Source organism: Halomonas sp. AOP43-D1-4, assembly GCF_052446175.1.
Taxonomy (GTDB): Bacteria; Pseudomonadota; Gammaproteobacteria; order Pseudomonadales; family Halomonadaceae; genus Vreelandella; species Vreelandella citrativorans.
On the sequence record NZ_JBQSVY010000015.1, the window covers coordinates 31886 to 56514 of the forward strand.

Consider the following 24629-nt stretch of genomic DNA (forward strand, 5'->3'; position numbering starts at 1 on the left):
CCTGATGCGCTTATGACGCCCGTGTCTTCCGCTCGCTACGAGCCCTTCCCGATGACGGATATGCAGCAGGCATACTGGATAGGGCGACAGGAAGCGCTTGCTGATGCAGCCATGCATATCTACTTGGAGTACCGTGTCGAGCAGTTGGATCCCGTTCGATTCCGCCAAGCCTGGGACACGTTGCTCCAACGCCATGACATGCTTCGTGTGATTGCCTTGCCTGACGGGATGCAGCAAGTTCTCGAGTCGGTGCCTGCCTACGACATTGCCTGCGTCAATGTCTCAGATATGCCGACACATCGGCGGGAATCCGAGCTGGAGTCCATGCGTCACGAGCTGTCTCACCGGCGCGCCGACATTGCAACATGGCCGCAATTTGAAATTCGTATGGTGCTGGATCAGGGGGGAGGGCATGTTGCGTTCAGCCTGGATAGCTGGTGCATAGATGGCCGCAGTCTGGATATATTGTTGACTGAGCTCGATCAGCTTTACCACGTTCCTGAGACTGAACTGGCGCCGCTGGAGCTGACGTTTCGCGATTATGTATTGTGGTCGCGACAGCAGGAACAGGGAGATGCCTATGAGTCGGAGCTGGCGTACTGGCGTGAACGTGTGGCGGACCTGGCGGGTCCGCCGGCGTTGCCGGTCAGAAGTGAGCTTGCACTGGAGTTGGGCCATTTTGAGCGTCAGGCGCATCAATTTAATGCGCAGCAGACGCAGCAGTTGCGCGAGCTAGCGCAGTCGCTGGGGATGACGGTCAATGGCTTATTACTAGGCACGTATGCTGAAGTGCTGGGGCGCTGGAGCAGTACGCCACGATTTACTCTGAACATACCACGCTTTAACCGTCCGCAGGTGCATGAGCAGATCAATTCAGTGATGGGCGAGTTTGCGACGTTCTCGTTGCTGAGTGTGGATCGGCAGCAAGGCGCTACGCTGGGTGATCGGCTCAAGCGGATCCAGGAAGATTTGTGGCAGGCGCTTGATCACAGTCGTGTGTCTGGCGTGCGACTTCTAAGAGAAATATCACGATTGAATGGTCGTGTGGAGACGATGGCGATGCCGATCGTGTTCACCTCGGCTGCTGACGGATTCACCCTGGAACGTTTCGGGAGTTTGACGCGGGAGATCACGCAGACGCCACAAGTATGGTTGGACTGTCAGTATTATTTTGTGAGCGATGGTCTGTATGTGAACTGGGATTACGTAGCCTCGCGTTTCCATCCGGGTGTGATAGAGCAGATGTTTACGGCCTGGTGCGTATTGCTGCAAGGTCTGTGTGTACCGCAGCGTTGTGAAGCGTTGCTGCAGTCGCAACAGGCGGTGGATTTGCCTGACGAACAGAAGGCGGTGCGCGCGAAGCTCAATGATCAGAGGCAGGCGTACGACAGCCGGCCGGTGTATCGTCAGTTCGTGGAAAATATGGACAAGCGTGCCGATGATGATCAGCTGGTGGCGGTGTGTGGTAGCGAGCGCCTAACTTATGGGCAACTGCATGCACAGAGCGCACAACTGGGTAGTTATCTGCAGCTATTGAATGATTCGTCATTGAAAAATGACGGGAAAGTGCAGCCGCTAATAGGAGTATTGCTGCCCAAAGGAGTGCAGCAATTGGTGGCAGTATATGGGGTGCTGGCCTCAGGGGCAGCCTACCTACCGCTTGATCTGGCGCAGCCGCAGGCGCGACTGGACTCGATTCTACGTGATGCGGGGGTCAATCAAGTGCTGGTGGATGCACAGACGCAATCGCAGGTCTCGCCAGAGTTCGAGACACTGCGTATTGATGAGTGGCAGGCTGGCTATTGCCACTCTACGGTGCTGGCCGATGAGCAGCTGGCGGGCTGGCAGACGACAGGTCAGGATCTAGTATATGTAATGTACACATCGGGCTCGACGGGTCAGCCAAAGGGGGTGCAGATCGAGCAAGCAGGAGTGCTCAATGCGCTGGATCAGAGTGCGAAGCGCTTTGTATTTTCGTATCCAGTGCGAGCGCTAGGTTTGACGGCATTGCACCATGACATGTCAGTGTATGACGTGTTGGGCGTGCCGCTGTCGGGTGGATTGCTGGTGTTGCCAGAGCAAGCCAAACGCACGGATCCGCAATGCTGGAGTGAGTTGGTGCATGAGTATGCGCTGAACTGCTGGGTGAGTGTGCCGGCGGCGGTAGAGATGTTGCTGTCATGGGGCCAGGTGAGCAATTGGCGGTATGAGAGTCTGCGAACAGTACTGGTAGGTGGAGATTGGGTAGCGGGCCGTTTATATGAGAGGTTGATGTTGGCGGCGCCGCAGGCGCGGTTGTACAGCGTGGGCGGTCCCACGGAGACGACGATGTGGAATATATCGGCGCCGGTCGGTCCGCTGTCAGATGAGTGGCGCAGTGTGCCCTATGGGGTTCCGCTGCCTAATTGCGGTTATCGGATCCTGGATGAGCGGATGCAGGCGTGTCCTGACTGGGTGACGGGAGAAATGTATTGTAGCGGGATCTCGTTAGCACGGGGGTATGTAAACGATGTGGCTCTGACGGCCGAGCGGTTTGTATTTGATGTGCAGACGGGTGAGCGTTTGTATCTGACACAGGACCTAGGGTATTACCATCCGGACGGCCAGATCGAGTTTGTGGGTAGGGCGGACGGTCAGCTCAAGGTGCGGGGTAACCGAATCGAGAGTGGGGAGGTGCAGTCGGTACTGGAGGGTTGGCCGCAGGTACGTCGTGCGCTGGTGTATGTGTATGAGTTAAGGCTGGCGGCGGCGCTGGTGTTGCAGCCAGGAGAGCAGCCGCAGTCGCGCGAGCGTCTGCATGAGCAGGCGGCGGCGCAGTTGCCATCTGCGATGGTACCGGGGGTGTGGTTACAACTGGATCAGTTGCCGCTGACGGGCCATGGCAAGGTGGATATGGAGGAATTGCGAGACCTGACGGCGAAGCAGCTGCGAACTCAGCATCCGCAGTCGCGCGAGCTCAGAGAGGGCGAGCGTGAGCTGGGCCAGTTATGGGAGCAGTTGCTAGGCGTACAGGTGAATAGTGCGCAGGATAACTTCTTCATGCTAGGAGGGGACTCATTGCTGGCGGTCAGATTGGTTGTGCTGATCCGTGAGCGTTTGGGTGTGGATGTGCGCATAGGTCAGGTGCTGACACATCCGGTACTGGCATTGATGGCTCAGTGTATATCGCAGCAAGATGGTGGGGTTCTCCTAGGATACTGGGAGCAGGTATATGAGAGGTCAGACCCTATCCCGCTATCGTTTGCACAGCGCCGTCTGTGGATGTTATCTCAGCTGGACCCACATGGAACGCAGTATCTGATCCCGCTGCGCTTTACCTTGCATGGCCCACTTCAGCGTTCGCGCTTTGAGGCTAGTTTTGTTGAGTTGATCGAGCGCCACACGATCCTGCGCTCGTATATTGTGCAGGACAAATCGGGTCAGGCGTGCGTGGAGCTTGTCGATGAGGCGGTGCAATTGGCGTATGAGGATCTGCAAGGCTTCAATGATCCCGAGCGGCAGCAGCGTTTGGATCAGAGACTGCGCGATCAGGCGAGCACGACTCTGGATCTAGGCTGTCATGTACCATACCGGGCGGGGCTGATCCGACTGTCCTCGCAGGAACATGTGTTTTATCTGACGGTGCACCATGCGGTGCTTGATGGTGTGGCTACAGAGGTTTTGGTGCAGGAGCTGATGGCGCTGTACGCGGGGCAGTCACTGGCGCCAGTGGAGCATGATTACGTGCGCTACAGCCGCTGGGAGCAGAGCGAGGCGTTTGCGCAGCAAATAGAGCCGGGACTGTCGTACTGGAGCCGCCGTCTGAGCGATCTACAGCCGCTGGCGTTACCGTATATGGATATACATGCGAGCGATGAGACCAGCGGGCTGTATGCGCAACAGCTGAGTGAAGGGGAGCGGCAGGAGCTGCAAAAGCTGGCGCGAGATCATGGTGTGACCGCATTTACGGTATACGCGCTGGGGCTGCAACTGGTGCTGGGGCGGTTGCGCCAAGGTGGCGACGTGGCATTCGGGACGTACGCGGCCAATCGGGTGTATGCGCCGTTCTCACACACGGTGGGCACGTTCGTGAACCCGTTGGTGCTGCGTTTTAAATATGATGAGGGTGAGTCACTGAGTCAGGCGCTGGAGCGCACGCAATTGCAGGTGATGCAGGACTTTGAATGGCAGCATGTGCCGTTTGAACGGGTTGTGGAACAGCTGAATCCGCCGCGCGAGCCGGGGCGGCACCCACTGTTCGAAGTGGGCCTTGTGTGCAATGAGCAATTGTATCAGGCGCAATATGAAGTGCAAGGTCTGCGGTTGCAGCCGCAGGGCCTGGATGGTCGGGAAGGCGTGACGCATCGTACAGCGCTGGAGGTGTGGATCTCGCCGCAGTCTGAAGGTCTGGAGGTAGTGGCCACGTACGCGCAGGCGCGGGTGGGCGATCGCCTGGCGCAAGCGGTGATACAGGGGTTGTGCGAGGTATTACGTCAAATGTTGTGTGTGGAGCCGGCTCGGCAGTTGGGTCAGATAGGGTGGCAAACGGCGCAAGTGGCAAAGCAGGCTGATGTGTCGGTCTGGCAAGGAGATCGGCAGGAGTGGCCGGCCGGAACGCTGTGGTCACTGTGGCAGCAACAAGTCAAGCGTCAGGGCCCGGCGGTAGCGGTGTATGGCGATGAGGATCAGGCAGATGTCAGCTGGCAGCAGTTAAGTGATGGGGCCGAGGCGCTGGCGGTACACTTAGTACAGCAGGGGGTATGCGCGGGCGAAGTGGTGGCGGTGTTGCTGGAACACTCGCCGCAATTGGTGCAGGCGGTGCTGGGTGTGGTGCGCAGTGGTGCAGTGCTGTTGTTGTTAGAGCCGGGTGATCCGTCGCAACGGCACGTGGAATTGGTGGCCGATGCGGGTGTGCGTTGGATTATCAGCAATGAAGTGGACGAGGCGCAGGCGGCGGGTCTAGAGCAGCAGAACTGGGTGGCATTGCCCGAGGAGGAGCCACAGTTGCAAGCCTTGTTGGCCGAGCGCGAAGTGTTGTCTGGGCGTGTCGAGAGTGAAGTGCTGTATTGGGTGTATACCTCGGGTTCGACGGGTCAGCCCAAGGCAGTGCAGGGTAGTGTCCGAGGGTTTATAAACCGGCTGTACTGGATGGGTCGACAGTACGGGGTGCAGGCGGGTGAGCGAGCACTGCTCAAGACCTCGGTCAGTTTCGTGGATATTTATGGTGAGCTGCTGGGCAACCTGCTCGAAGGGGTGGCGCTGGTGGTGGCGAGTGATGCGCGCCGGCGCGATCCAGCGGGGCTGTTATGGCGCTTGCGCGAGGGCCAAGTGGATCGTTTGACTGTGACGCCCAGCCTACTGCAGGCGTTGTGCGAGCAGCTGGATCAGGATGGAGTGGCAGGCCAGGCAGTGGCACCGTTGTCGCTGCGGCTAGTGTTCAGCAGCGGCGAGGCACTGAGTTGGTCACTAGTGCGCCAGGCGCGGGCAAGCCTGGGCAGCGGATTGCGGCTAGTCAACGTGTATGGTTCCTCAGAAGTGAGCGCTGATGTGGCAGCCTATGAAGTAGGCCATGAAGAACAGGAGGACGCGAGTGTGGTCAGCGGGCTGGTACCTGTGGGCCAGCTGATGAGTAATGTTAAGGCACGGATCGTGGGCCAGGAAGGCCTGGTGCAGTGGCCGGGGTTGGTTGGCCGGCTGCAGCTTGGGGGGGTGGCACTCTCGCCAGGGTATGCGGGTAAGGCTCGGCGGGCCGAGTCGATGTTTTATGAAAATGAAGGTGAGCGCTGGTTCGACACAGGCGATGAGGTGATACGCAACGCACGGGGAGAGCTGATAGTACTGGGCCGTCGCGATGCGCAGGTCAAGTTGCGGGGCATCCGGATAGATTTGCAGGGACTGGATGTACAGGTTGCTGGAGTGGCCGGCGTGCGCCAGTCGTTGTCTGCGGTAATAGACACAGGCGGCGGGCCGGTGTTGGGTGTACTGGTGGTAGTGCAGGGCGGAGCGACGCAGCAGGCGGTGCGCGTTGCGTTGCAACAGCAACTGCCGGCCCCAATGGTGCCGGGAATTATTGAGGTGGTGCAACAGTTACCGCGGCTAAGTACGGGTAAGCCGGATCGCGGTCAGGCGGCGGCGCTGTTACAGCAGGCGTTGCAGTGCGAACAGGATGAGCAGCAGGCATTGACGCCATTGCAGCAGCGTATCGAACAAATCTGGCGCACGCTGTTGCAACGCGAGCAGCCGATCGGTGCACATCAGAACTTTTTTACACTGGGTGGCCACTCCCTCATGCTCGCTCGACTGGCTAGCCGCTTGCGCATCGAGTTCAAGGCGGATGTGAGCATGGGTGAACTGATGAATGCAACAACTATCGCCAGCCAGTCAGCACAGGTAGAAAAAAATATCAGCAATACGGCGGATATTCTTCCCCTGGTAGAGCGCCCCACTGTATTCCCGTTAAGCGAGAACCAGCTGGGGTTGTGGACATACCAACAAAGCCGCCCCGATGCAGCCAGCTACAACATGACATTCGTACTGCGAATGCACGGTTGCTTGAATCTGCAGCAGTTTTCTGTCGCACTGAATCTGCTGGTTAAACGACATGAAGCCTTACGCTATCGCTTTGTTGAGCAGCGTAACGAAGCTGGCCTGGTCGAACCCGCGCTCAAAATAGAGCCGGATGTTTGGCTGATGCCAGAATATCGGCGCATCAGTGGCGATCTGCAAGAGGAAAGCGAGATCGAAGCGGCGCGGCTATCGGCACAGCCATTTGATTTAGAGCAGGGGCCCCTGCTGCGCGTCTCACTTTTACAGGCAGAGCAGGACAGCTATGCCTGCGTGCTGAGTATGCATCATATAATTGCCGACGGCTGGAGTGTGGGTGTTTTATTGCAGGATCTTGCCATTTTATATGAAGGTCGTGCACCCGATGAAATGGCTTTCCAATTGGTTGATTATGAGGCATGGCGCCGCAGCTGGCTGGGTGACGTCGAACGACAGCAACGGCTGGCTTCATTCTGGCATGACTATCTGGCCCAATTGCCGGGCAGGCTCGAATTTTCTATCTTACCGGACTTGCCTGACGGCGTGTCGGTTTACGAATCAGCTACGCTCGTTCAGACACTGGACAAGCAATGGGCTACGGTGCTTCCTGAAATATGTAGACAGCGTTCGAACGAAATTTATGACGTCGTCCTGGCCGCCTTTTCGCTGGCTTTGCATGAGCTCACCAAGCGACAGGATTTGGTGATCGGCACAGTACTGGCTGCACGCCATCTGCACCCGGAACTGGAGAAAATGGTTGGCTTTCTGGCGAACACCGTGCCGGTCAGGACTGCCGTGGATGACACAATGCCCTTGCAGGTGTTTTTCGATGGCGTGGTCGAACGGCGGCGACAGGCACTGCAGCATCAGGATATTCCCTTCGGTGCACTGCAAAATCTGCAGCGCGGCAGCGATCCGCTAATTGAAGTTTTGTGCATTCATCAGAATGTGCCTTATGCAGGGTTCAGTCTGCCAGGGGTCCAATGCGAGGTCGAATCCGTTCAGGTTGGAGAGACCAAATTCCCCCTGAATCTGCAGACGCTGCACGATGGGGAAAAACTGGTTGTTCACTTTGAGTATGCCCGCGCGTACTTCGCCGAAAGTACGATCATGCGCATGCTGGCAACGATGCAGCGGTTTTTGAGAATTTATTGCGACACATTGCTGGAGCATAAAACGGTTGGCGATCTACTGTTGGCGCCCTATGCGTTGACGCGTGGTGGGGCGATTAGGTTGCCGGAGTCGCGTCCGCGCAATCTGCCACAGGCATTGGCACGAACAGTCGAAAAGTACCCGGATCACGGTATTACGATTATTGATGAGCAGGGCACGGAGGTGCTCACTTATGCCCGTTTAGATCGGCTTGCACGCGACTATGCTGGCCGACTGAATCGTGCTGGGGTCAATGAAGGCGATCCTGTCATTCTAGTGGCAGGGGGCATACGCCATTATCTGATAACGCTGTGGGGAGCTATTCTGCTAGGGGCCATTCCCGTGACGGTAGCTGCGCCGATCGGCATGGATGCTCAAGCGTGTCTGGACAAACTCGAGGCTACATGGGAAACGCTGGCGCATCCACTCGTGATCGCCCCGGCTTGCGACCCCAAGGTATGGCGTGTCTTACTGAGAGAATGTCCAGGCTTTCGGATTGTTGATCCCAGGCAACTGGGCGAAGCGCCTCCTGTGACGCTGGCTGACCCTCAGCCTGAAACAACAGCGTTTTTCCAATTGACAGCTGGAAGTACGGGACGCTCCAAATGTATTGAAGAAAGACACGAGGCAGTACTGGCGTATATGGAAATGACTAGCCAGGCACGGAATTACGATGCTGATCAGCGCACGTTGAATTGGCTTCCGTTCGATCATATCGTGCCTATCCTGACTTTTCATTTGCGCGACATTTATCTGGGGCGTGATCAGGTTCACGTCGACACCGGCTATATCTTGCAGCAGCCCTTGCGCTGGATGCAGCTCATGTCTGACTTGAAGGTGACGCATGGATGGGCGCCGAATTTCGCATTTCATTTGGCTGTCCAAGCGCTGGATGCCGTTGATTCTGACTCATCCGTTGATCTTGGACATGTACGCGAGTTGCTGAATGCGGGTGAGATGGTAACGCAAGCGACTCAGGATGCGTTTCGCCGGAGCGCGGGTCGTTTTGGTCTTGCGCCAGAGGGCTTGGTGGCCAGCTTCGGAATGGCCGAATGTTGTACTTGTATTACTTACGCTACGCCCCAGGAACACGAAGTCCGTTCTGATAGCCTGTCCCTGGCTGGAAACGGTATGCAGGTAGGCGCCAGCAGTTTTGCCTCTCTGGGCAAGGTCATACCTGGTATGGATATTCGGATCATAGACGACAACTGTCAGTTGCTGCGTGAATACCAGGTTGGAAAATTTCAGCTAAAAGGCTTGTCGCTCATGCGAGGCTATCACAACGCACGAGAAATCAATGACAGTGCGTACACCCATGACGGCTGGTTTGATACGGGGGACAATGGCTTTATAGCCAACGGCTGTCTGTATTTGACCGGACGGGAAAAGGAAGTGCTCATCGTCAATGGTATCAATTACTTTTGCTTCGATCTGGAAGAGAAGGTGCAAAGCGTAACAGGCATCATGCCTACATATGTTGCTGCATTAAGCTGGCGTGATGTCGACCAGGAAGCGGTGGCGATCTGCTATGTTCCGGTGGAGGGTACAACCAGTACGCGGGCAATTGATGATCGTATTCGAGATATACTGGTGCGCGAGACTGGTCTGGTGCCGAAAAAAATCGTGGCTCTTGCGCGACACGGTTTCCAGAAAACGACCAGTGGGAAAATCCAGCGGGTCCAGATGGCACAAAAATTACTTCAGAATGCGTTGCCGCGTTATCAGGATTCCGGTCAAGCAGTGCCCTTACGGCAAGCGTACTGGCAGACATGGACGCCGCCTAAGCAGCCCGACGAAATGCAGTATGCAGACATTGTGGTTTGGGAGGCGGACGCATCGTTTGATATGCAGCAACTCCCTGGATGTCTGCGCGACCTATCCCGTCAATTTGCCGCGACATCTGGGGTGCATTCTCCTACCCCGACCCGACTGCTCAGGGTGATGTTGTCCGAAAAGCCGCAAGGCCACTACTGGGGACTGTTCGGACTGCTGAACTCCTACTGCGCGGAGAATCCCGGTTGGAAAGTGCAAATGATACAACGTTCATCCGCTGCGGATGCGGCTTCTGAATGGCCAGTACAAGCGGGTTGGTTTCGACAGACTACCGAAGGCTGGGCGTGCCTGACACTGGGTGAGGCGGCTGCCGTCCAGATAACAGCAACACAACCGCAAAACGTTCTCATTACCGGTGGTGGTGGCGCGCTAGCGTGGCTATTAGCGCAAGACTACGTTGAGCGCGGCGCCACGGTATGGCTGTTGGGCCGTTCGGATGCCCCGCCATGGCTGGACGACGGGCAGCCTCAAGCGCAAATGCACTGGATCCGAGATGACCTGAGCATGGTCAGGCAAACCTCGCAGCGACTTGAGGAGGCGCTGCCTGAAGGTACGACATTCGATGTTATTTGTCATTTGGCGGGAACTATGGAAACGGGGCTGTCTTCGCAACTGGAAGACAATGCGTTGATTCGCACCATGCGCGCCAAGGTAGAGGGACTGGAGGTTTTGAGGAAGGCACTGAAAATGAGCCAGAAATCGGCGCCAGCTCAGTGGGTGCTTTACGGGTCTGTGGTTGCCGCTTGCGGTTTCCCTCTCTCGGGTGCCTATGCCTATGCGAATGGCGCATTGCTTGATATGGCGCATTCGATGCGAGCGGAGGGGGAGCAGGTTTGCTGGCTGGGATGGAGTGCATGGCGAGGTGTGGGCATGTCACGCAACGGTCTGGACGCGGGCCAGCTTGCCTCTCACGGATTGCATTTGCTTGAACCTGAACAGGCACGGTTGCACCATTGGCGTCTTGCGGGAACGAACGACGATTTCTTCATCGGTATCGAGGGTCTGGCCGCCCTTCCAGGCGTGACGGTATCGCCATCGTTAGGTGACAAGTCTCCGATACTGTCGATTAGCGAATGCAGGGAAAGAATCGAAAACGCCCTTAAAGCTGTACTTAGTTTGGAAAAAGTTCAGGCGGATGACCATTTTTTCGATTTGGGTGCGACGTCGATTTCTTTGGTGCAAATACAACGTCATTTGAGGGAACGAGGGCAAATAACATTGGATGTGGCAGTGCTGCTCCAATACCCCACAGTGACGCGACTTACCCAATATATGGCGCAGGGCGAGTCAGACATGCAAACCGTGACGTTGTCTGCCAGAAAATCAGATGTGCGCCGGCGTCGGACAGCACGTTCGAGCGTAAAGACGCCAAAGCGAGGACAATGATTTTGTCGAGGCCAGAGCCCCTTATCGTTTATGAATAGAGGAATTCACCATGGACATGACTTTCGATTTGAATGCACAAGCCAACAAAAATCGCAATACTGATGGGACAACGGAATTCCTTCGCGCCTTGTATCGTTCTGATGATAATGCGGCAATTAGAATGCGCGTAGATGACAGTTGTGATCGGTTTTTGAATGCATCAGATGCATCAGATGGTAACTCGATTTTCGACATATGTGCCAAATTTAAACATTTCGATATGCCCAGAGAGGGTATTTCTCTTGAAGCCTATCTGACCTCCCTTGAGCGCGATGTTCTGCCGCACTGTTCGCACCTTGCATCGCCACGTTATCTGGGCCATATGACCGCACCCATTCCGCAGTTTCTACCTGAAATCGGACGATTGATCCAGACTCTGAACCAGAACGTGGTCAAGATGGAGACAAGTCGCGGGCTCACGTTTCTGGAGCGACAGGTTATCGGCATGTTTCACCGCGAAATCTACCGTGGAAGCGATGTTTTCTATCAACGTTACTTACAGACACTCTCCTCTACGCTGGGCATTTTCACCAGCGGCGGCACACTGGCTAATATATGCGCGGTATGGACGGCGTTGCAGCGCGCTCAAATGAATACGCCGATTGTAGAATCAGACCGGTCGGCAGCAAAGATCCGGCCAGTTATCATTGGTTCCGAATTGATGCATTATTCGTTTGACAAGGCCGCTGAACTTCTAGGTGCCGAATTGTACAAAGTCCCAGTTGATAACCAGTACCAGATCAATCTAGGCGCGGTTGCACAAGCCATTTCCAGCTGTGAATCAGAAGGGCGCCGCGTCATATGTCTGGTGGCTGTCGCTGGATCGACGGACTATGGAAGTGTTGATCCGTTGCGTAAGCTGAGTGAATTAGCCAAGCGGGCAAATGTGCACTTCCATGTGGATGCGGCCTGGGGCGGGGGGCTAGTGTTGAGTGAAAGTAACCGTTATCTGCTTGAAGGCATTGAATTTGCGGACACGGTAACAATTGATGGGCATAAGCAGTTGATGCTGCCCATCGGTTGCGGCATTCTTTTTTTTCGCGACCCTGAATTATCCGAAATCACCATGCATCACGCGCCCTATGCGGTGCGGCCAACCTCTTTTGACCAGGGCAGGTTTACGCTGGAAGGCACGCGCCCCGCAACGGCGCTGTACTTGCATGCAGCCATGCATGTGATCGGTAAAACCGGTTATGACGTGTTATTCAGTGACTCGATGGCCCGTGCGCGCTACATGGCGCAGGCCATCGAGTCGCGCCCTGAGTTTGAATTAATTGTGGCGCCAACAATGAATCTACTGGCTTACCGCTACCTGCCTGAAGAGTACCGCAATTGTACGCTCTCCGCAGAAGACAATGAGGAGATTAGCGCCTTCAATGTCTCGTTGCAAAAGTTGCAACGTCAGAAAGGGGACAGTTTCGTGTCAAGAACTTTCCGGCCTGTACCACAGTACCAAGGTCAGTCTTTGACGCTGTTGCGAGCTGTGCTGCTCAATCCCCTGAGTACTGCTGCGGACATCGATTTCCTGCTGAATGACCAGGTTGCCATCGCAACACAGATAGACGAGAAGGAACACGGGCATGCACAGCAATGATATCGCCATTATCGGGTTGTCTGGTCGCTTTCCGGGCGGTCTGGACGTGCGAGGCCTATGGAATCGCCTCAGAAATTCTGAGTCCTGCATCAAGGGTATTGCACCGGATGCCCTGCGTGGGACGACGCACGAGAAGCATCTTGACGACCCGAACTACATCTTTCGTTGTGCAGTGTTGCCGCAGCCAGAATTGTTTGACGCCGATTATTTCCGCATGAATCATGCCGAAGCCATGATCACGGATCCGCAGCAAAGGGTATTTCTGGAGGTGTGCCACGAAGTCTTAAATCACTGTGGTCTGCCTGATCCGGAAAGCCAGGATATTCGTACTGGCGTGTTTGCCGGAACCAGTGTGAGTATTTACCTGTTGCATAATATCATGGGTTCCACCCAGTTTGCCAACCGGGACATTATGCAGATCCTGATGGGAACCGATAAGGATTTCATTGCGACCAGGGTTGCCTACAAGCTGAATTTGCGCGGCATCTCAATGACCATACAGTCGGGGTGCTCGACATCTCTTGTTGCGGTTCATCAGGCATGCCAGGCTCTACTGAATGGCGAACTCGATCTGGCGCTGGCAGGTGGTGCAACCATTACCGGGCTGGGAGAGGTTGGGTATCTGTACACGCCGGGTGGAGTCAGGTCCTCAGACGGCAGGTGTCGACCCTACGATGCGGATGCCGATGGCACGATATTTGGTGATGGCGTGGGAGCTGTTGCTCTGTGCCGACTGGAAGATGCACTGGCCAATGGCAGTAAGATTTATGCGGTGATCAAGGGCAGTGCAGTGAATAACAATGGCGCCGATTGTGCCGGGTTTGCTGCACCCAGTGTGAGCGGCCAGGCTCAAGTCATACGTGATGCCTTGCATAACGCCGATGTACGCGCCGAAGACGTGGCATTCGTTGAAGGGCATGGAACTGCAACTGCTCTGGGCGATCCGATTGAAGTACAGGCCCTGACGCTGGCGTATGGAACCTCACAGCGACAATATTGTGCACTGGGTTCAGTCAAATCCAATGTAGGCCACCTGGATGTGGCCAGTGGCGTTACAGGCCTCATCAAGGCCACACTGGCTTTGCATGATTGCTGGCTACCCGGGACGCTCAATTTCACACAGCCGAATCCGGCGCTGGAACTGGAGCGTACGCCATTTTTCATTTGTAATACGGGCGCGGCGCTTCCCCGGCACAGGCCGTTACATGCCGGCGTCAGTTCGTTCGGCTTCGGTGGTACTAATGCACATGTAGTTCTTGCGACGCCACCTCGCCGGACTTCTCGGCCATCCCGTCAGGACGCGCTTCTTTATTTGTGGTCAGCCCGTTCGAATACAGCACTGGATCGATACATTGAGACAACCCAGCAAAAGGTCGCGCAGGATCCTTCGATAGACCGTGGGGACGTAGCTTACACACTCGCTCACGGCCGGACACGATTGAAGTGTCGTGCTGCCTTGGCCGGGAACGATCTGCTCTCTCCACAAGCTGGCACAAACCTTGTTCGTGGCCAGTGTTCTGATAAACCGGTTCGGTTAGTTATGCTATTTCCCGGACAAGGCAGTCCATGGAGCAACGTTGCTAAGGACCTGTACCATCGGCACCAGGGGTTCCGCGATGAAGTAGACCGTCTTAGCGCTGAGTTCTCGCCTTTTCTCGGCACGGATTTGCGTCGCTGGCTGTTTCCGCAAGAAGGTGATCGTGTGCAGGCGGACGAATATGCTCAAATGACGCGTTGGAGTCAGCCTGCCCTGTTCGTACTGTGCCTGGGTTTGCGTAGGGTGTTTCAGGAAGCGGGTCTACACGAACAGGTTGTGGCAGGTCACAGTCTTGGCGAATTGATTGGTGCATACGCTGCCAATGCCTTGCCGAAAGCGGAGGCTGCCCGCGTTCTCGATGCACGAGCACGGCTGATGGAAGCGACCGGCTCCGGCGCCATGCTGGCACTTTCCCTGCCGCGCGAGCGGGTCGAAGTATTACTGCATGAGGAAGCAATTCATGCAGATCTGGCTGCGGTAAACGGCCCAATGCAAACAGTTATCTCAGGTTCAAAATCTGGAATAGACGCAGCGATGTCCTACTGTAAAACACATATGATCCGCTGTCGAAAACTGCCGGTAAGCCGGGGCTTTCACAGTTATCTGATGCAGAAAACTCTACCTGAGTGGCGTGAAACGCTCGATTTTGAGCCCGGACCGCTTACTGTCGCGTTGGCCTCGAACGTAAACGGAAGGGTTTTGCCAGTAGGACACGTATTAGATGCAGACTATTGGGTGCAGCATTTGCGTGGGACAGTGGATTTTGCAGGTGGCATTACTGACATAATGCATCAGGCGCAACAGCAGGGCGAAGAGCCGGTATTTCTGGAGGTTGGTCCTGGAAACGCAATGGGCACTCTAGTTCGCATGCACTATCCCTCGGCGTGCGTGATTTCCTGTACCGATCAGAACGATCAGATCACCCATGATTCCGTCATGAAAGCTATCGGTGCAGCCTGGGTAAAAGGCGTGACGTTTGATTTGAATTCAGTCATACCAAAGGGCAATGTGGTTGATCTGCCGGTACCTGCGCTGGATCGCCATGCCTTCTGGATTACTCCCGACGAGGATTCGCAGAACAGACCCGAAAACAGCGCAGCGGCTCCCGACCCGGCCCGCAGTCGACCACCTCAAACCGAATCTGGAATAGACGTGAAAGAAACCATGTTGCAAACATGGAAAAAAATCATCCTGAATCAGGACATCACGGTAGATGACAATTTCTTTGCGCTTGGGGGCGATTCGCTGCAAGCACTTGAGATCAGTCGTGAGCTGGCAAATAGCGGGATATCAATCAAGCCCACAGACATTCTGAAGACGCCGGTGATGAAAGACCTGCTTGTGCAATTGATGAGAGAGGCGAAACAAAGGTGCGTTTCTGAGACTCCGGTCGAATGTTCCACAGTGCAGCCAGCCCAGATGAGTGACGACGAAATGCAGTCCATGCTCCGGCAATTGGGTATGCATGTGGACGTAAATTGAGCCAACAATTGGAAGAATGAATGAGCAACGAAGCTTCTCACACTCAAGCTAGCAAATCCACGGCAACCATTTTGCTCTGCCTGTTTTTGACAGTGATGATGGATCAGGCTGGTGTCGTATTGATTGCGCCTTTGATTCCGGCCCTGCTTGAATCCATCACTGGTGACACCCTTGCACACAACACCGAAATTGCTGGTTGGCTTGTAGGAACTTACGGACTTATGCAGTTTCTCTTCGCACCAATCATGGGGTCCTTGTCAGACAGATTTGGTCGACGTCGTGTATTACTGGTCTGCTTTGCCATCTTTGTCCTTGACTACCTGATTTTTGCTATTGCCGACAGTATCTGGGTATTGTTTCTTGGCCGCGTTATTGCCGGCATCACTGGCTCATCGCTAGTCGTTTCTATGGCAAGTATTGCCGATATCAGTGAGAAGCACAACAAAACTCGCAATTTTGCCTATATGTATGGCGCCATTGGTTTGGGTATGATTGTGGGGCCGGCGATCAGCAGCGTAACCGTTGGCTACGGACTCAGGGTACCGTTTCTGGTGGCGGCACTCATGTGTGCATTTTGCTTTTTCTTTATCCTGTTTGGATTCCGAGAGCCGCTGAGCGACGCAAGCCGGCGTCCTTTCAAAATAGCCAACCCAATGAATTCCATCAATAAGTTTAGAAAATATCCAGGTATGTCCTGGCTGTTTTTGACCCACTTCTGCATATTGCTAGCGTTTCAGGCACCGCTGGTCTTGTGGGCGTTCTTTACTAAATACCGTTTCTCCTGGAATGAGCAGCAAATTGCTAACTCTCTGGTTTTGATTGGTGTACTCATGGTTCTGGTGCAGACAGTGGTCGTGGACTTTGCCTATAAAAAATTGGGTAATCGAAAGTCATGTTTTGTCGGATATGCAATGTTTGGAACGGGCATGTTATTGATTGCTGTGTCAGTTCATCCGTGGTTCTTCTATCTGGCGCTCATTCCATATACGCTTGGGTCTGTCAGCAATGCGGCGATCAACAGCATTTATTCAAATGCGGTGCTGCCCTCCGAGCAGGGCGAAATACAGGGTGCTCTGGTATCTATTGCAAGTGTGGCAAATGCAATCGGTCCGATAGTCGTCAGTTATCTGTATAGCGTTGGCGTGCAAAGCACTTGGACCTATGGAGATGCGCTTCCATTCATCGGGGCCAGCCTGTTGACTGCGTTGAGTGGATGTTTTTTTTATCGAGGCAGTTCTACACTTGTGCGATCAAAGTCTTAATTGATTGCATTTAATAAAAATGCGGAAGACTCGCAGAACAATGAGTTTGGTCGCAGAAGCTGGGTGCAATACCAGACTCTTCAGCTATGGTCTTGCTCCATGTCCTACGTCGAACTCAGTATTGAAGAACGTGTCACTCTCCTGGTGGGCCGTGGCCAAGGCATGAACCCGAGGCAAATTTCCCGGATCTTGGAGCGAGCTCCATCTACCCGTTTCCCGTGAAATACGCCGTAACCAGGCTGAGTTTTCAGGTATCGTTTTGGAAGCTGTTGCTGGTTTTTTTTGGTGTAAGCCCCTGAAACCTTAATACTTTAAGCTACTTTCATTTATACCACGTGAGACATTTAGGTTAGAATATAGCAGCCCAGGCTATTAATATAAATTGCAACAAGTCTTCATTAAAATTAGGTTGTCATTGTGATAAATTCAATAAAAAAAGCCGCCATATTCAAGATGCCTATTTTTACTCTATGGGACCGCAAGACGACTAGTATGTATTTATGCAATTTTTGAAGGAGATGGATGCTTATTTTGTATTGACGCATCCACTTGGGTATGCTTCCGAATCTTTGATGCCTGAGCGTATTGTTGCACCTTGGTACGATTTACTGTGTGCATCGGAAAAGCAGCGAGCTCACGCATTTCGTTCCGATACATTGCGACGTGACTTCATTATAGCGCATGGCCTATTGCGCATGTTTCTAGCCTGGACAATGCTAGAGCCCGATCCGAGTAAGCTGCAGTTTGTTGTGTCAGCGAGGGGCAAACCTATGTTAGATCCTTCGGTGCATCACCAGGCGCCTGAATTTTCTCTTTCGCACAGTCGTGCGCATTTGGCGATTGCTGTTGGCGCTGCCAAGTCAAGTGTAGGCGTTGACGTCGAGAGTTTGCCATTGGAGACGTATGTTGAATTGGCAGATACGGTGTTGGCCGGTCCGGAATACCTTATATGGGAAGCCGCGCCAGCAGATGAAAAGGCTACTGTTTTCCTGCGCTATTGGACTCGCAAGGAAGCCTATTTGAAGTTTACGGGGCAGGGCCTGGTCGATGATTTGCACGAAATAGACACTTCGCAAAAGATAGTCCGGGTAAACGGGCTAGGATCGGGGTGTCGGGTGTGTACGTTGGACCTTGCCCCTGCTAGCCTGGAGTGGGCCAGTAGAGGCGTGTCTGGAAGGTTGCCATCGTCGGTAATCGCTCTGGCGGGCGCTGTACCGCCGAAAGCACTGTTTCATTTTTACTTTCAGGCAGGATCCTTTGTCAGAGCACCAGCATTGGTGGTCTGCTGAATTGAATCGAACAGTTGCAGCATGGTTTGATCGGAAGGATAGTGCGAGTCCTGTTCCTGTACGATGAGTGTTGCATTGGGCAGCAGGTCTACCATGGCCTTTACACTTGAGAATGGAACTTCGGAATCGTCTTTGGCATGCCAGAAGGTCATGGGTAGATTTAGCTGCGTTTGGTCAAGTCCCCAGGGCTGGTAGATTAATTTACACTCGCGGGCCATAGGCAGGCAGTTTTGCTGCAACTGCCATTGCAGCATGTCCAGATAGTCAGCCAGCAGAATCCCGCTTGCATGATATCGGGCATCCCAGGCAGGTGGTGCACTAGGGTCTAAGGAAGTTTGGTCTACGGTCTGTTGGAATTCACGAATGCCTTGTGTGATCAGGGTTCCCAACTCGGCCTCTGGTGTGTTTTGAGAGATATCTCGGTTTTGCTTCAAGGGCTCTTCAATCTCCAGGCCATGTTGTTCGAGAAGATTAATATCGGGAATGCCACTTAATATCCAGACTCCTGCAATGCGGTCTTGGTACCGATTTGCCAATGCATGGGCAAAAGGCGCGCCTGCACACAGTCCGATCACGCCAAATTTAACTATCTTTTCCTGCAGTAGCAGCGGCTGCACTATATCTGCGAATGTCTCCAGTCGTTTGATCTCAGGATCAAGATCTGAGCCATTGAAACCGGGCCTATTGATAGTAATTAGCGCAATACTAAAGCTGGCTGCAATTTCCTTTAGTGGTTTGGACAACGGGTAGGCACCTACTCCACCGTGTAGCATTAGCACCGGGAATCCATGGGCCAGCCCTTCAATACGGTAGCTGACGCGTAGCCCTTTCGCCGTGTGGTAGTGTTTTTGAGCGATGGTGCTTGCGGTATCACTACCCGTTATTTCACTACGTTCTCGCAGATCTATATGTTCGCAAATACGGCTCAACATGTCCTTCATGACATCCGTTTCGCGCAGGAAGAAGTGACCTCCGGGATAGCGGGTGTGACCTGCCCATCGGGTGCTGTACTTTTCCCAATTTTGCATCGCCATAGGCATATTGGTGTCGTCGTCGTCCGCGCCGCTAAAGACCAGCAGCGGAATATCGATTGGGTCAGGAGTTTCTTGCGACAACACATCGTTCATATGGAAGTCGTTGCGTATGATAGGCAAAAAGAAATCCATGATTTCCGTATTTTGCCGAATGTCGTCTGGCAGACCACTGTATTTCGTGACTTCATCAATGAATTGCTCGCGAGGAAGTTCATGGCGCTTACTATCCCGTTCTACATGCTCTGGCGGGGGACGTCCGCTTATGACAAGCAATATAAGTCGATCCAGCTGACCAAGTGCTTTCAGGCGAGCAACGATGCACCATGCGATAGCTGCGCCTAAGCTATGTCCAAACAGGATGAACGGCCTGGTGTCTGCGACGATGGCGGTAGTGATATCATCAACAATCTGATTAGGGCTGTGGGTGAGTGGTTCGTTTATTCGGGTGCCGCGGCCTGGGTATTCGACCGCCTTGACCGTCAGCCAATTAGGCACTGCCTGGCTCCACGCTGCATACATGGATGCGCTGGAACCCGCAGAAGGAAGGCAATATATGCAGCATTCTGCGGTTTGATCGTAATTAGCCAGGGGAAATAGATTGACAACGGATTGAGGGGAATCAAGCATGATTGTGTCCAACAGTTTTCTTTGACAATGTATCGTTTTGAGCGCCATCCAGATAATAGGCCAATTCTCCGAGACGTGGAAATTGGTAAATGATATCGAGCGGAATCTCAGGGCAAGCCAGTGTTTTTCGAAGCTTGAGCGCCGCTGCAGCGGCAAGTAGCGACTGTCCGCGATTGGCGAAAAAGTCGAAATGGCGACCAATATCCGCAACCGATATTTTGAACTGCTCTGAATACAGTTTTGCCAATACCTGTTCTGTTGCGGTTGTGCATGGTTCGAAGGCAACTTTTTGAGCCGTGTTGGTGATCTTCTTCTGCAGCGTCGCACGATCAATCTTCAGATTCCGGTTCAAGGGCCATTCTGTAATAAACTGAATGCTCGAAGGCAACATATGTTCAGGTAGATGTTTCTTTAGCATAGACCGTAGTTGGGTGTTGCTTTGTTGCGAAGCAGTGAGTCCACGGATAAAGGCATGTAGTGAAATGCCAAAAACTTGGTCATTGCTGGTGAGCACTATGGCTTCTCGTGCCTTTAATACTTGGCAAAGAGTGTGTTCGATTTCGCCCAGCTCGACGCGGTAACCGCGGACCTGTATCTGCTGGTCGTAGCGTCCGATGAAATGAACTAATTGGTTGGTGTCGATGTAGCAGTTGTCTCCTGTCATATAACCGCCATATCGGTAAGCACGGTCATTTGTATCGGGCCGATTCAGGTAACCGCCTCCCACACTGGCGCCGTGCAGCCACAGCTCACCAGACACACCACGAGGCACCACCAGCCCATCATGGTCACGCAGGGCAATGTCGACGTTGTCTACAGGCATGCCGATAGCCGTGTTGTGACCAGTTTCATGAACGGCATTGAACAGCGTGATAATAGCCGCTTCAGTCGGTCCGTACAGGTTGAAAAAACGTCGTGTTTCCCCCCACATTCTGGCGACCAGAGGGGGGCAGGGTTCACCGACAGTCATAAGTGTGCGCAGTGTTGGGACTACGTCGAGGGTTAGCGTTGCGGCCATAACCGGGGGTAGGCAGGCGCAACTGATCGCATGCTCTTTGATAAAGTGTTGTACCAAGTCAACGGATGTCTTCATCGTGTCCGGCAATATCTCTAGTGTACTACCGGCAGCGATAGCCAGGGCGGATTCAAGTAGCGATACATCGAAGTTAAGCGGCGCAAACTGCAATACTCGCTGCCCAGGGACATCCATGAGCCGGTCACAAAGATTCATGATGGCATGTACGCTGCGATAGGTGTTGATTGATCCTTTGGGCTGGCCCGTGGAGCCGGACGTATAGATAATGTAAGCTGGTTCGTCTTCGGGAATCTGTTGCGCTGGATCAGTGTTTGGTAGCTGGATGTCCGCAGATTGTGCGTGTAGCGCGTCGTAAGTAACTGTCCTGACAGGTGACGTCAACTGCAAAGCATGCAGTGTTTGAGTGTCGTTGACGATAATTGTTGAAGGGGCCGCATCCTCAATGATAAAACGCAATCGTTCCGGAGGATAGGACGTATCCAGAGGTAAATAGCATGCGCCGCATTCCAAGATGGCGAGCATGCTGCTTAACCCCCTCGCGTCGCGCGGTAAGGCAACGCCTATAATATGGCTGGGCTGCGCACGCAGATTTTTTGCCATGGTCCGAATATGTTGCGACAATTCGGCATAGGTAATCTCGCTGTGCGTGTCGCGGATAGCAACTATGTTGGGTGAATGGAGCGCATTATGATGTATTCGCTGACATAGAGTATCCCGACCCTGGTTGGTGGGGCCGGCCGGTGTGGGGTGAAGCCTGCTGAGGTGGTCGATTGCCTGCATAATCGTTGTTTCTGGTTTGTCAGCCATATATAGAAGCAGATTCTTCAGGTAATGCACCATGTCCTGTGCAATGCCAGGCTGCAGTCGATCGACATGATAGGAGAGCCGGATGTGTTGCAGATCACACTTGGCGACGGCTGGATAGGCGACCCGTTCGGGCGTTTCGTGATTGGTGACGTGCATGACGCTTTCGTCCGAGGTGTCGTTTCCACTGGTGTGGACGAAGCTGTCTGAAATAAGTAATGATTCAAATAGCGGGTTGTCGCTGCCGCTGGTGACATGATCTGGTAAGTGCTCCAGGATGCTTGTCAGCGGTAAAGCCGAATGCACCTGGTAGTCAACCATGTCGCTGCTTAGCGACAGCAAAAATGCCTGTAATGGTGTGTCTCTGTTTATGGTTGCGTTGATCGGGATTGTATTGATCAGCGGCCCCACAATACTCTGGCTGCCGGGCAGATCTAATGGACGTATGGAGTAAGCGCTGCCGAAAGTCACGTTTGAACGAGCGCAATAGACATGTAGAAGGATCAGCCATGCAGCACTGACAAGAATATTGCCTGTGATATGCGCCGATTTGCAGAAGGATTGCAAGCGCACACTTTCTGCCTGACTGAAAGTGTCAGTGAGGAAACGGTAGCGCTCGTCCTGACGCTTGCCTGCCGCGAGCGAACGGGGGAAGATTGTGCCGCTGTCGATCTTACTCAGGGCCTGTGTCCAAAACTGCTTTGCACTTGTGAAGTCCTGTTGCCGGATCCAGTCAATGTATACCTCAAAACCTGCCGGAACTGGAAGCTCAGGTTCCTTGCCCTCAATATATGCCAAGTATCCAAAGGCCATTTCTTCAGTCAGCAAGGTAAAAGACCAGCCATCCATGATCGCATGATGCATGGTGATGACAATATGGCGCCGTTGCGGATTTTCTTCAAGCACTGTTACGCGGGCCAGTGGCGCTGCGTCTAGTTTAAAACCCTTTTGCCCATCTTCTTCGATGAACTGTTGCAGTTGTTTGTCAGCGTGTGCCTTTGTGCCGGGAGCCAACGGTATACGTTCAATGCGCAAGTTTGCTTGATTAAGAACTACTTGCCAGATATCCGACTGGTTTTCCCAAACAAAGGCTGAGCGCAGGGCGGAATGCCTTTGGATCAACCACTGCCAAGTTTGCTCGAATGCATCCAGATCGAATTTTCCGTCGACGGATAAATGGAGTTGTTCGACGTAGAGCTGGTTATCTGTCTGCAATAACGAGCTGTTTAGCAATGCTTTTTGTAAGTCTGATGGTATAAACGTTTTCTTTACGGAAGTTTTTGCCGGTTCGATTGAAGGCATATACGACTCTCCGGAAGATAGCATGATTGACTGATCACAGACATGCCGTAGTCAGGATAAATGAAATTCTTTGCAAGCAAAAAATGCAGCTCGCAATTTGTTCGGGGCGGGCGATAACAACAAGAATTATATCATTTACACTTTTAATAGTATACTATATGATAATAGTTCGCATGTAGATTATCATTATCATCAAGCAGGTCTTATAGTTTGTAGAGGTTTTATACAATCTACTTATGATATGGGCGCAATGCTTTAGGTCTTACGGGTTGAAGCCTCATGACAAGTCAAACACAGATGTTAGGCGAGGAAGCGCCACTTAGCAGCAGTGTTCGGTATTCGGAAAAAGTGTTTGTGCCTCTGATGCTTTTGGCGGGGCCGATAGTGTTATCGATGCTGTTGCAGATGGCCAATAGTTTCGTTGAAACCATGATGGCAAGCCGTAGCGGTATGCAAATGCTTGGCATTATTTCAGTCGGGACACTGATCGAGGCTTTGCCTACGGCATTTGTTAGCGGTTTAGTATACGCGGTCGTGCCGGCGGTGAGCAGAATGAAAGGAGTGGGGGCCACTGCCAGCATCATGCCGTTTCTGTGCCAGGCGATCGTCGTGTCTGTGGGAATTTCGCTGGTTTTCGGCGCGCTCATTGTCGTGTTTAGCGAAAGCGCCATGATCATATCTGGCGTGACACCTGATCTTGCGGATGGGGTCAGGACTTATCTCTATTTCGTACCCTTGTTCATTTTGGGAAATGTGCTCTTCCTGCTGGGTCGCAACTTTGCTGAGGCTTTCAGTTACCCCTTGCTAGTAACCGCGTCGGTGCTGGCTGGGCTTGGGGTAAAAACACTGGTGATCTACGCCATCGTACTGGGACATTTTGGGTTCCCGCAAATGGGAGTCGTCGGGTTTGCACTGTCGAGTGTCGCTTACTATTCAACAATCAATGTGATTCTATTGGTGTTCAGCCTATGGCAGCACGAGATACGTTTGATCTGGAAAACCCCAGTGGGGCTAGAAGACTGCTCTGCTCGCAAGCTGCTGTTTTTTACAAAATCAGGCCTTCCCGTTGCATTCAATTTCGTTTCCGATTTATTTATTCTGAGTATCATGGGCGTTTCCATTTCTTCATTGGGTGTGCAAAGCATCGGGGCACATTCTTTGGCGTTCAATATCTTGGGAATAGCGCTGGTGGGAACCGGCGGTATGGCTATGGCCGCATCTATTCTGATCGCGCGGTCCAGTGGCAGTATGGATTCACGCGGGTTAATTGCCATGGCGGCCAAATGTTTGATTGTCAGCCTGTTATTAATGTTGATGCCGGCATTGCTTCTCGGCTTCTACCCGGAACCTATCCTGCAACTGTATGACCCCGACGCGGCGTTATTGCCGCTGGCGCGGCAACTGGCGCAGTTGCTTCCCTGGCTCCTGATGATCCTGACGACGACCACTGTTGCCGCATTTTTGTTGCGCGGTTTGGACGATGGCGTTGCGGTCATGCTGATTTACTTGGTCGTCTCTTGGTTGGTGTGGCTTCCTTTTGGTTATGTCCTGGCATTTACGGACATCCTGGTCCCGCGTATGGGCGCGGCAGGATGGTGGTACGCCTATCTGTTGAGCCAGTGTTTTCTGGCGATTGTTTTGTGCGCGCGCTTATCATGGGTACTGCGCAGGATTGACAATCGCGTGCCTGAAACTGTGGTGGTCAATGTGGTTTAAACCTTCATTTAGCG

8 protein-coding genes and 1 pseudogene are annotated in these 24629 nt (G+C 53.4%); 7 read left to right on the forward strand and 2 right to left on the reverse strand.

What is annotated here, in order from left to right:
* The first annotated feature begins 12 nt into the window (after positions 1 to 12).
* From ACT3RQ_RS15185 to ACT3RQ_RS15210, 6 genes and pseudogenes are all read left to right on the forward strand, one after another.
* Positions 13 to 10893 (forward strand): non-ribosomal peptide synthetase, encoded by a 10881-nt coding sequence (locus ACT3RQ_RS15185; RefSeq protein WP_192536188.1) that lies wholly within the window; start codon positions 13 to 15, stop codon positions 10891 to 10893.
* Between the two features lie 49 nt (positions 10894 to 10942).
* Positions 10943 to 12526 (forward strand): aminotransferase class V-fold PLP-dependent enzyme, encoded by a 1584-nt coding sequence (locus ACT3RQ_RS15190; protein WP_192536189.1) that lies wholly within the window; start codon positions 10943 to 10945, stop codon positions 12524 to 12526.
* On the forward strand, positions 12513 to 15545 hold the full coding sequence (locus tag ACT3RQ_RS15195) for a type I polyketide synthase (protein WP_192536190.1): 3033 nt from the start codon (positions 12513 to 12515) through the stop codon (positions 15543 to 15545). Before ACT3RQ_RS15190 ends, ACT3RQ_RS15195 begins: the two co-directional genes overlap by 14 nt.
* Before the next feature lie 20 nt (positions 15546 to 15565).
* Entirely contained in the window at positions 15566 to 16807 is a 1242-nt protein-coding gene (locus ACT3RQ_RS15200; RefSeq protein WP_192536191.1) for an MFS transporter, read from the forward strand.
* Between the two features lie 99 nt (positions 16808 to 16906).
* Positions 16907 to 17045 (forward strand): annotated as a pseudogene (locus ACT3RQ_RS15205) (helix-turn-helix domain-containing protein); the annotation flags it as partial.
* 532 nt (positions 17046 to 17577) lie between these two features.
* A complete protein-coding gene (locus ACT3RQ_RS15210; RefSeq protein ID WP_192536193.1) occupies positions 17578 to 18096 on the forward strand; it encodes a 4'-phosphopantetheinyl transferase family protein in 519 nt (172 codons plus the stop codon).
* Here ACT3RQ_RS15210 and ACT3RQ_RS15215 read toward each other — a convergent pair.
* A complete protein-coding gene (locus ACT3RQ_RS15215; protein ID WP_193057363.1) occupies positions 18051 to 19769 on the reverse strand; it encodes an alpha/beta fold hydrolase in 1719 nt (572 codons plus the stop codon). The two genes, ACT3RQ_RS15210 and ACT3RQ_RS15215, sit on opposite strands and share 46 nt — an antisense overlap.
* Positions 19750 to 22899 carry an AMP-binding protein gene (locus ACT3RQ_RS15220; protein WP_192536195.1) on the reverse strand — a complete coding sequence of 1050 codons (3150 nt, stop codon included), beginning with the start codon at positions 22897 to 22899 and terminating at the stop codon, positions 19750 to 19752. The genes ACT3RQ_RS15215 and ACT3RQ_RS15220 overlap by 20 nt, the downstream gene beginning before the upstream one ends.
* A gap of 279 nt (positions 22900 to 23178) precedes the next feature.
* Between ACT3RQ_RS15220 and ACT3RQ_RS15225 the strand changes: the two genes are divergently transcribed.
* Positions 23179 to 24615 carry an MATE family efflux transporter gene (locus ACT3RQ_RS15225; RefSeq protein WP_192536196.1) on the forward strand — a complete coding sequence of 479 codons (1437 nt, stop codon included), beginning with the start codon at positions 23179 to 23181 and terminating at the stop codon, positions 24613 to 24615.
* Positions 24616 to 24629: the final 14 nt, after the last annotated feature.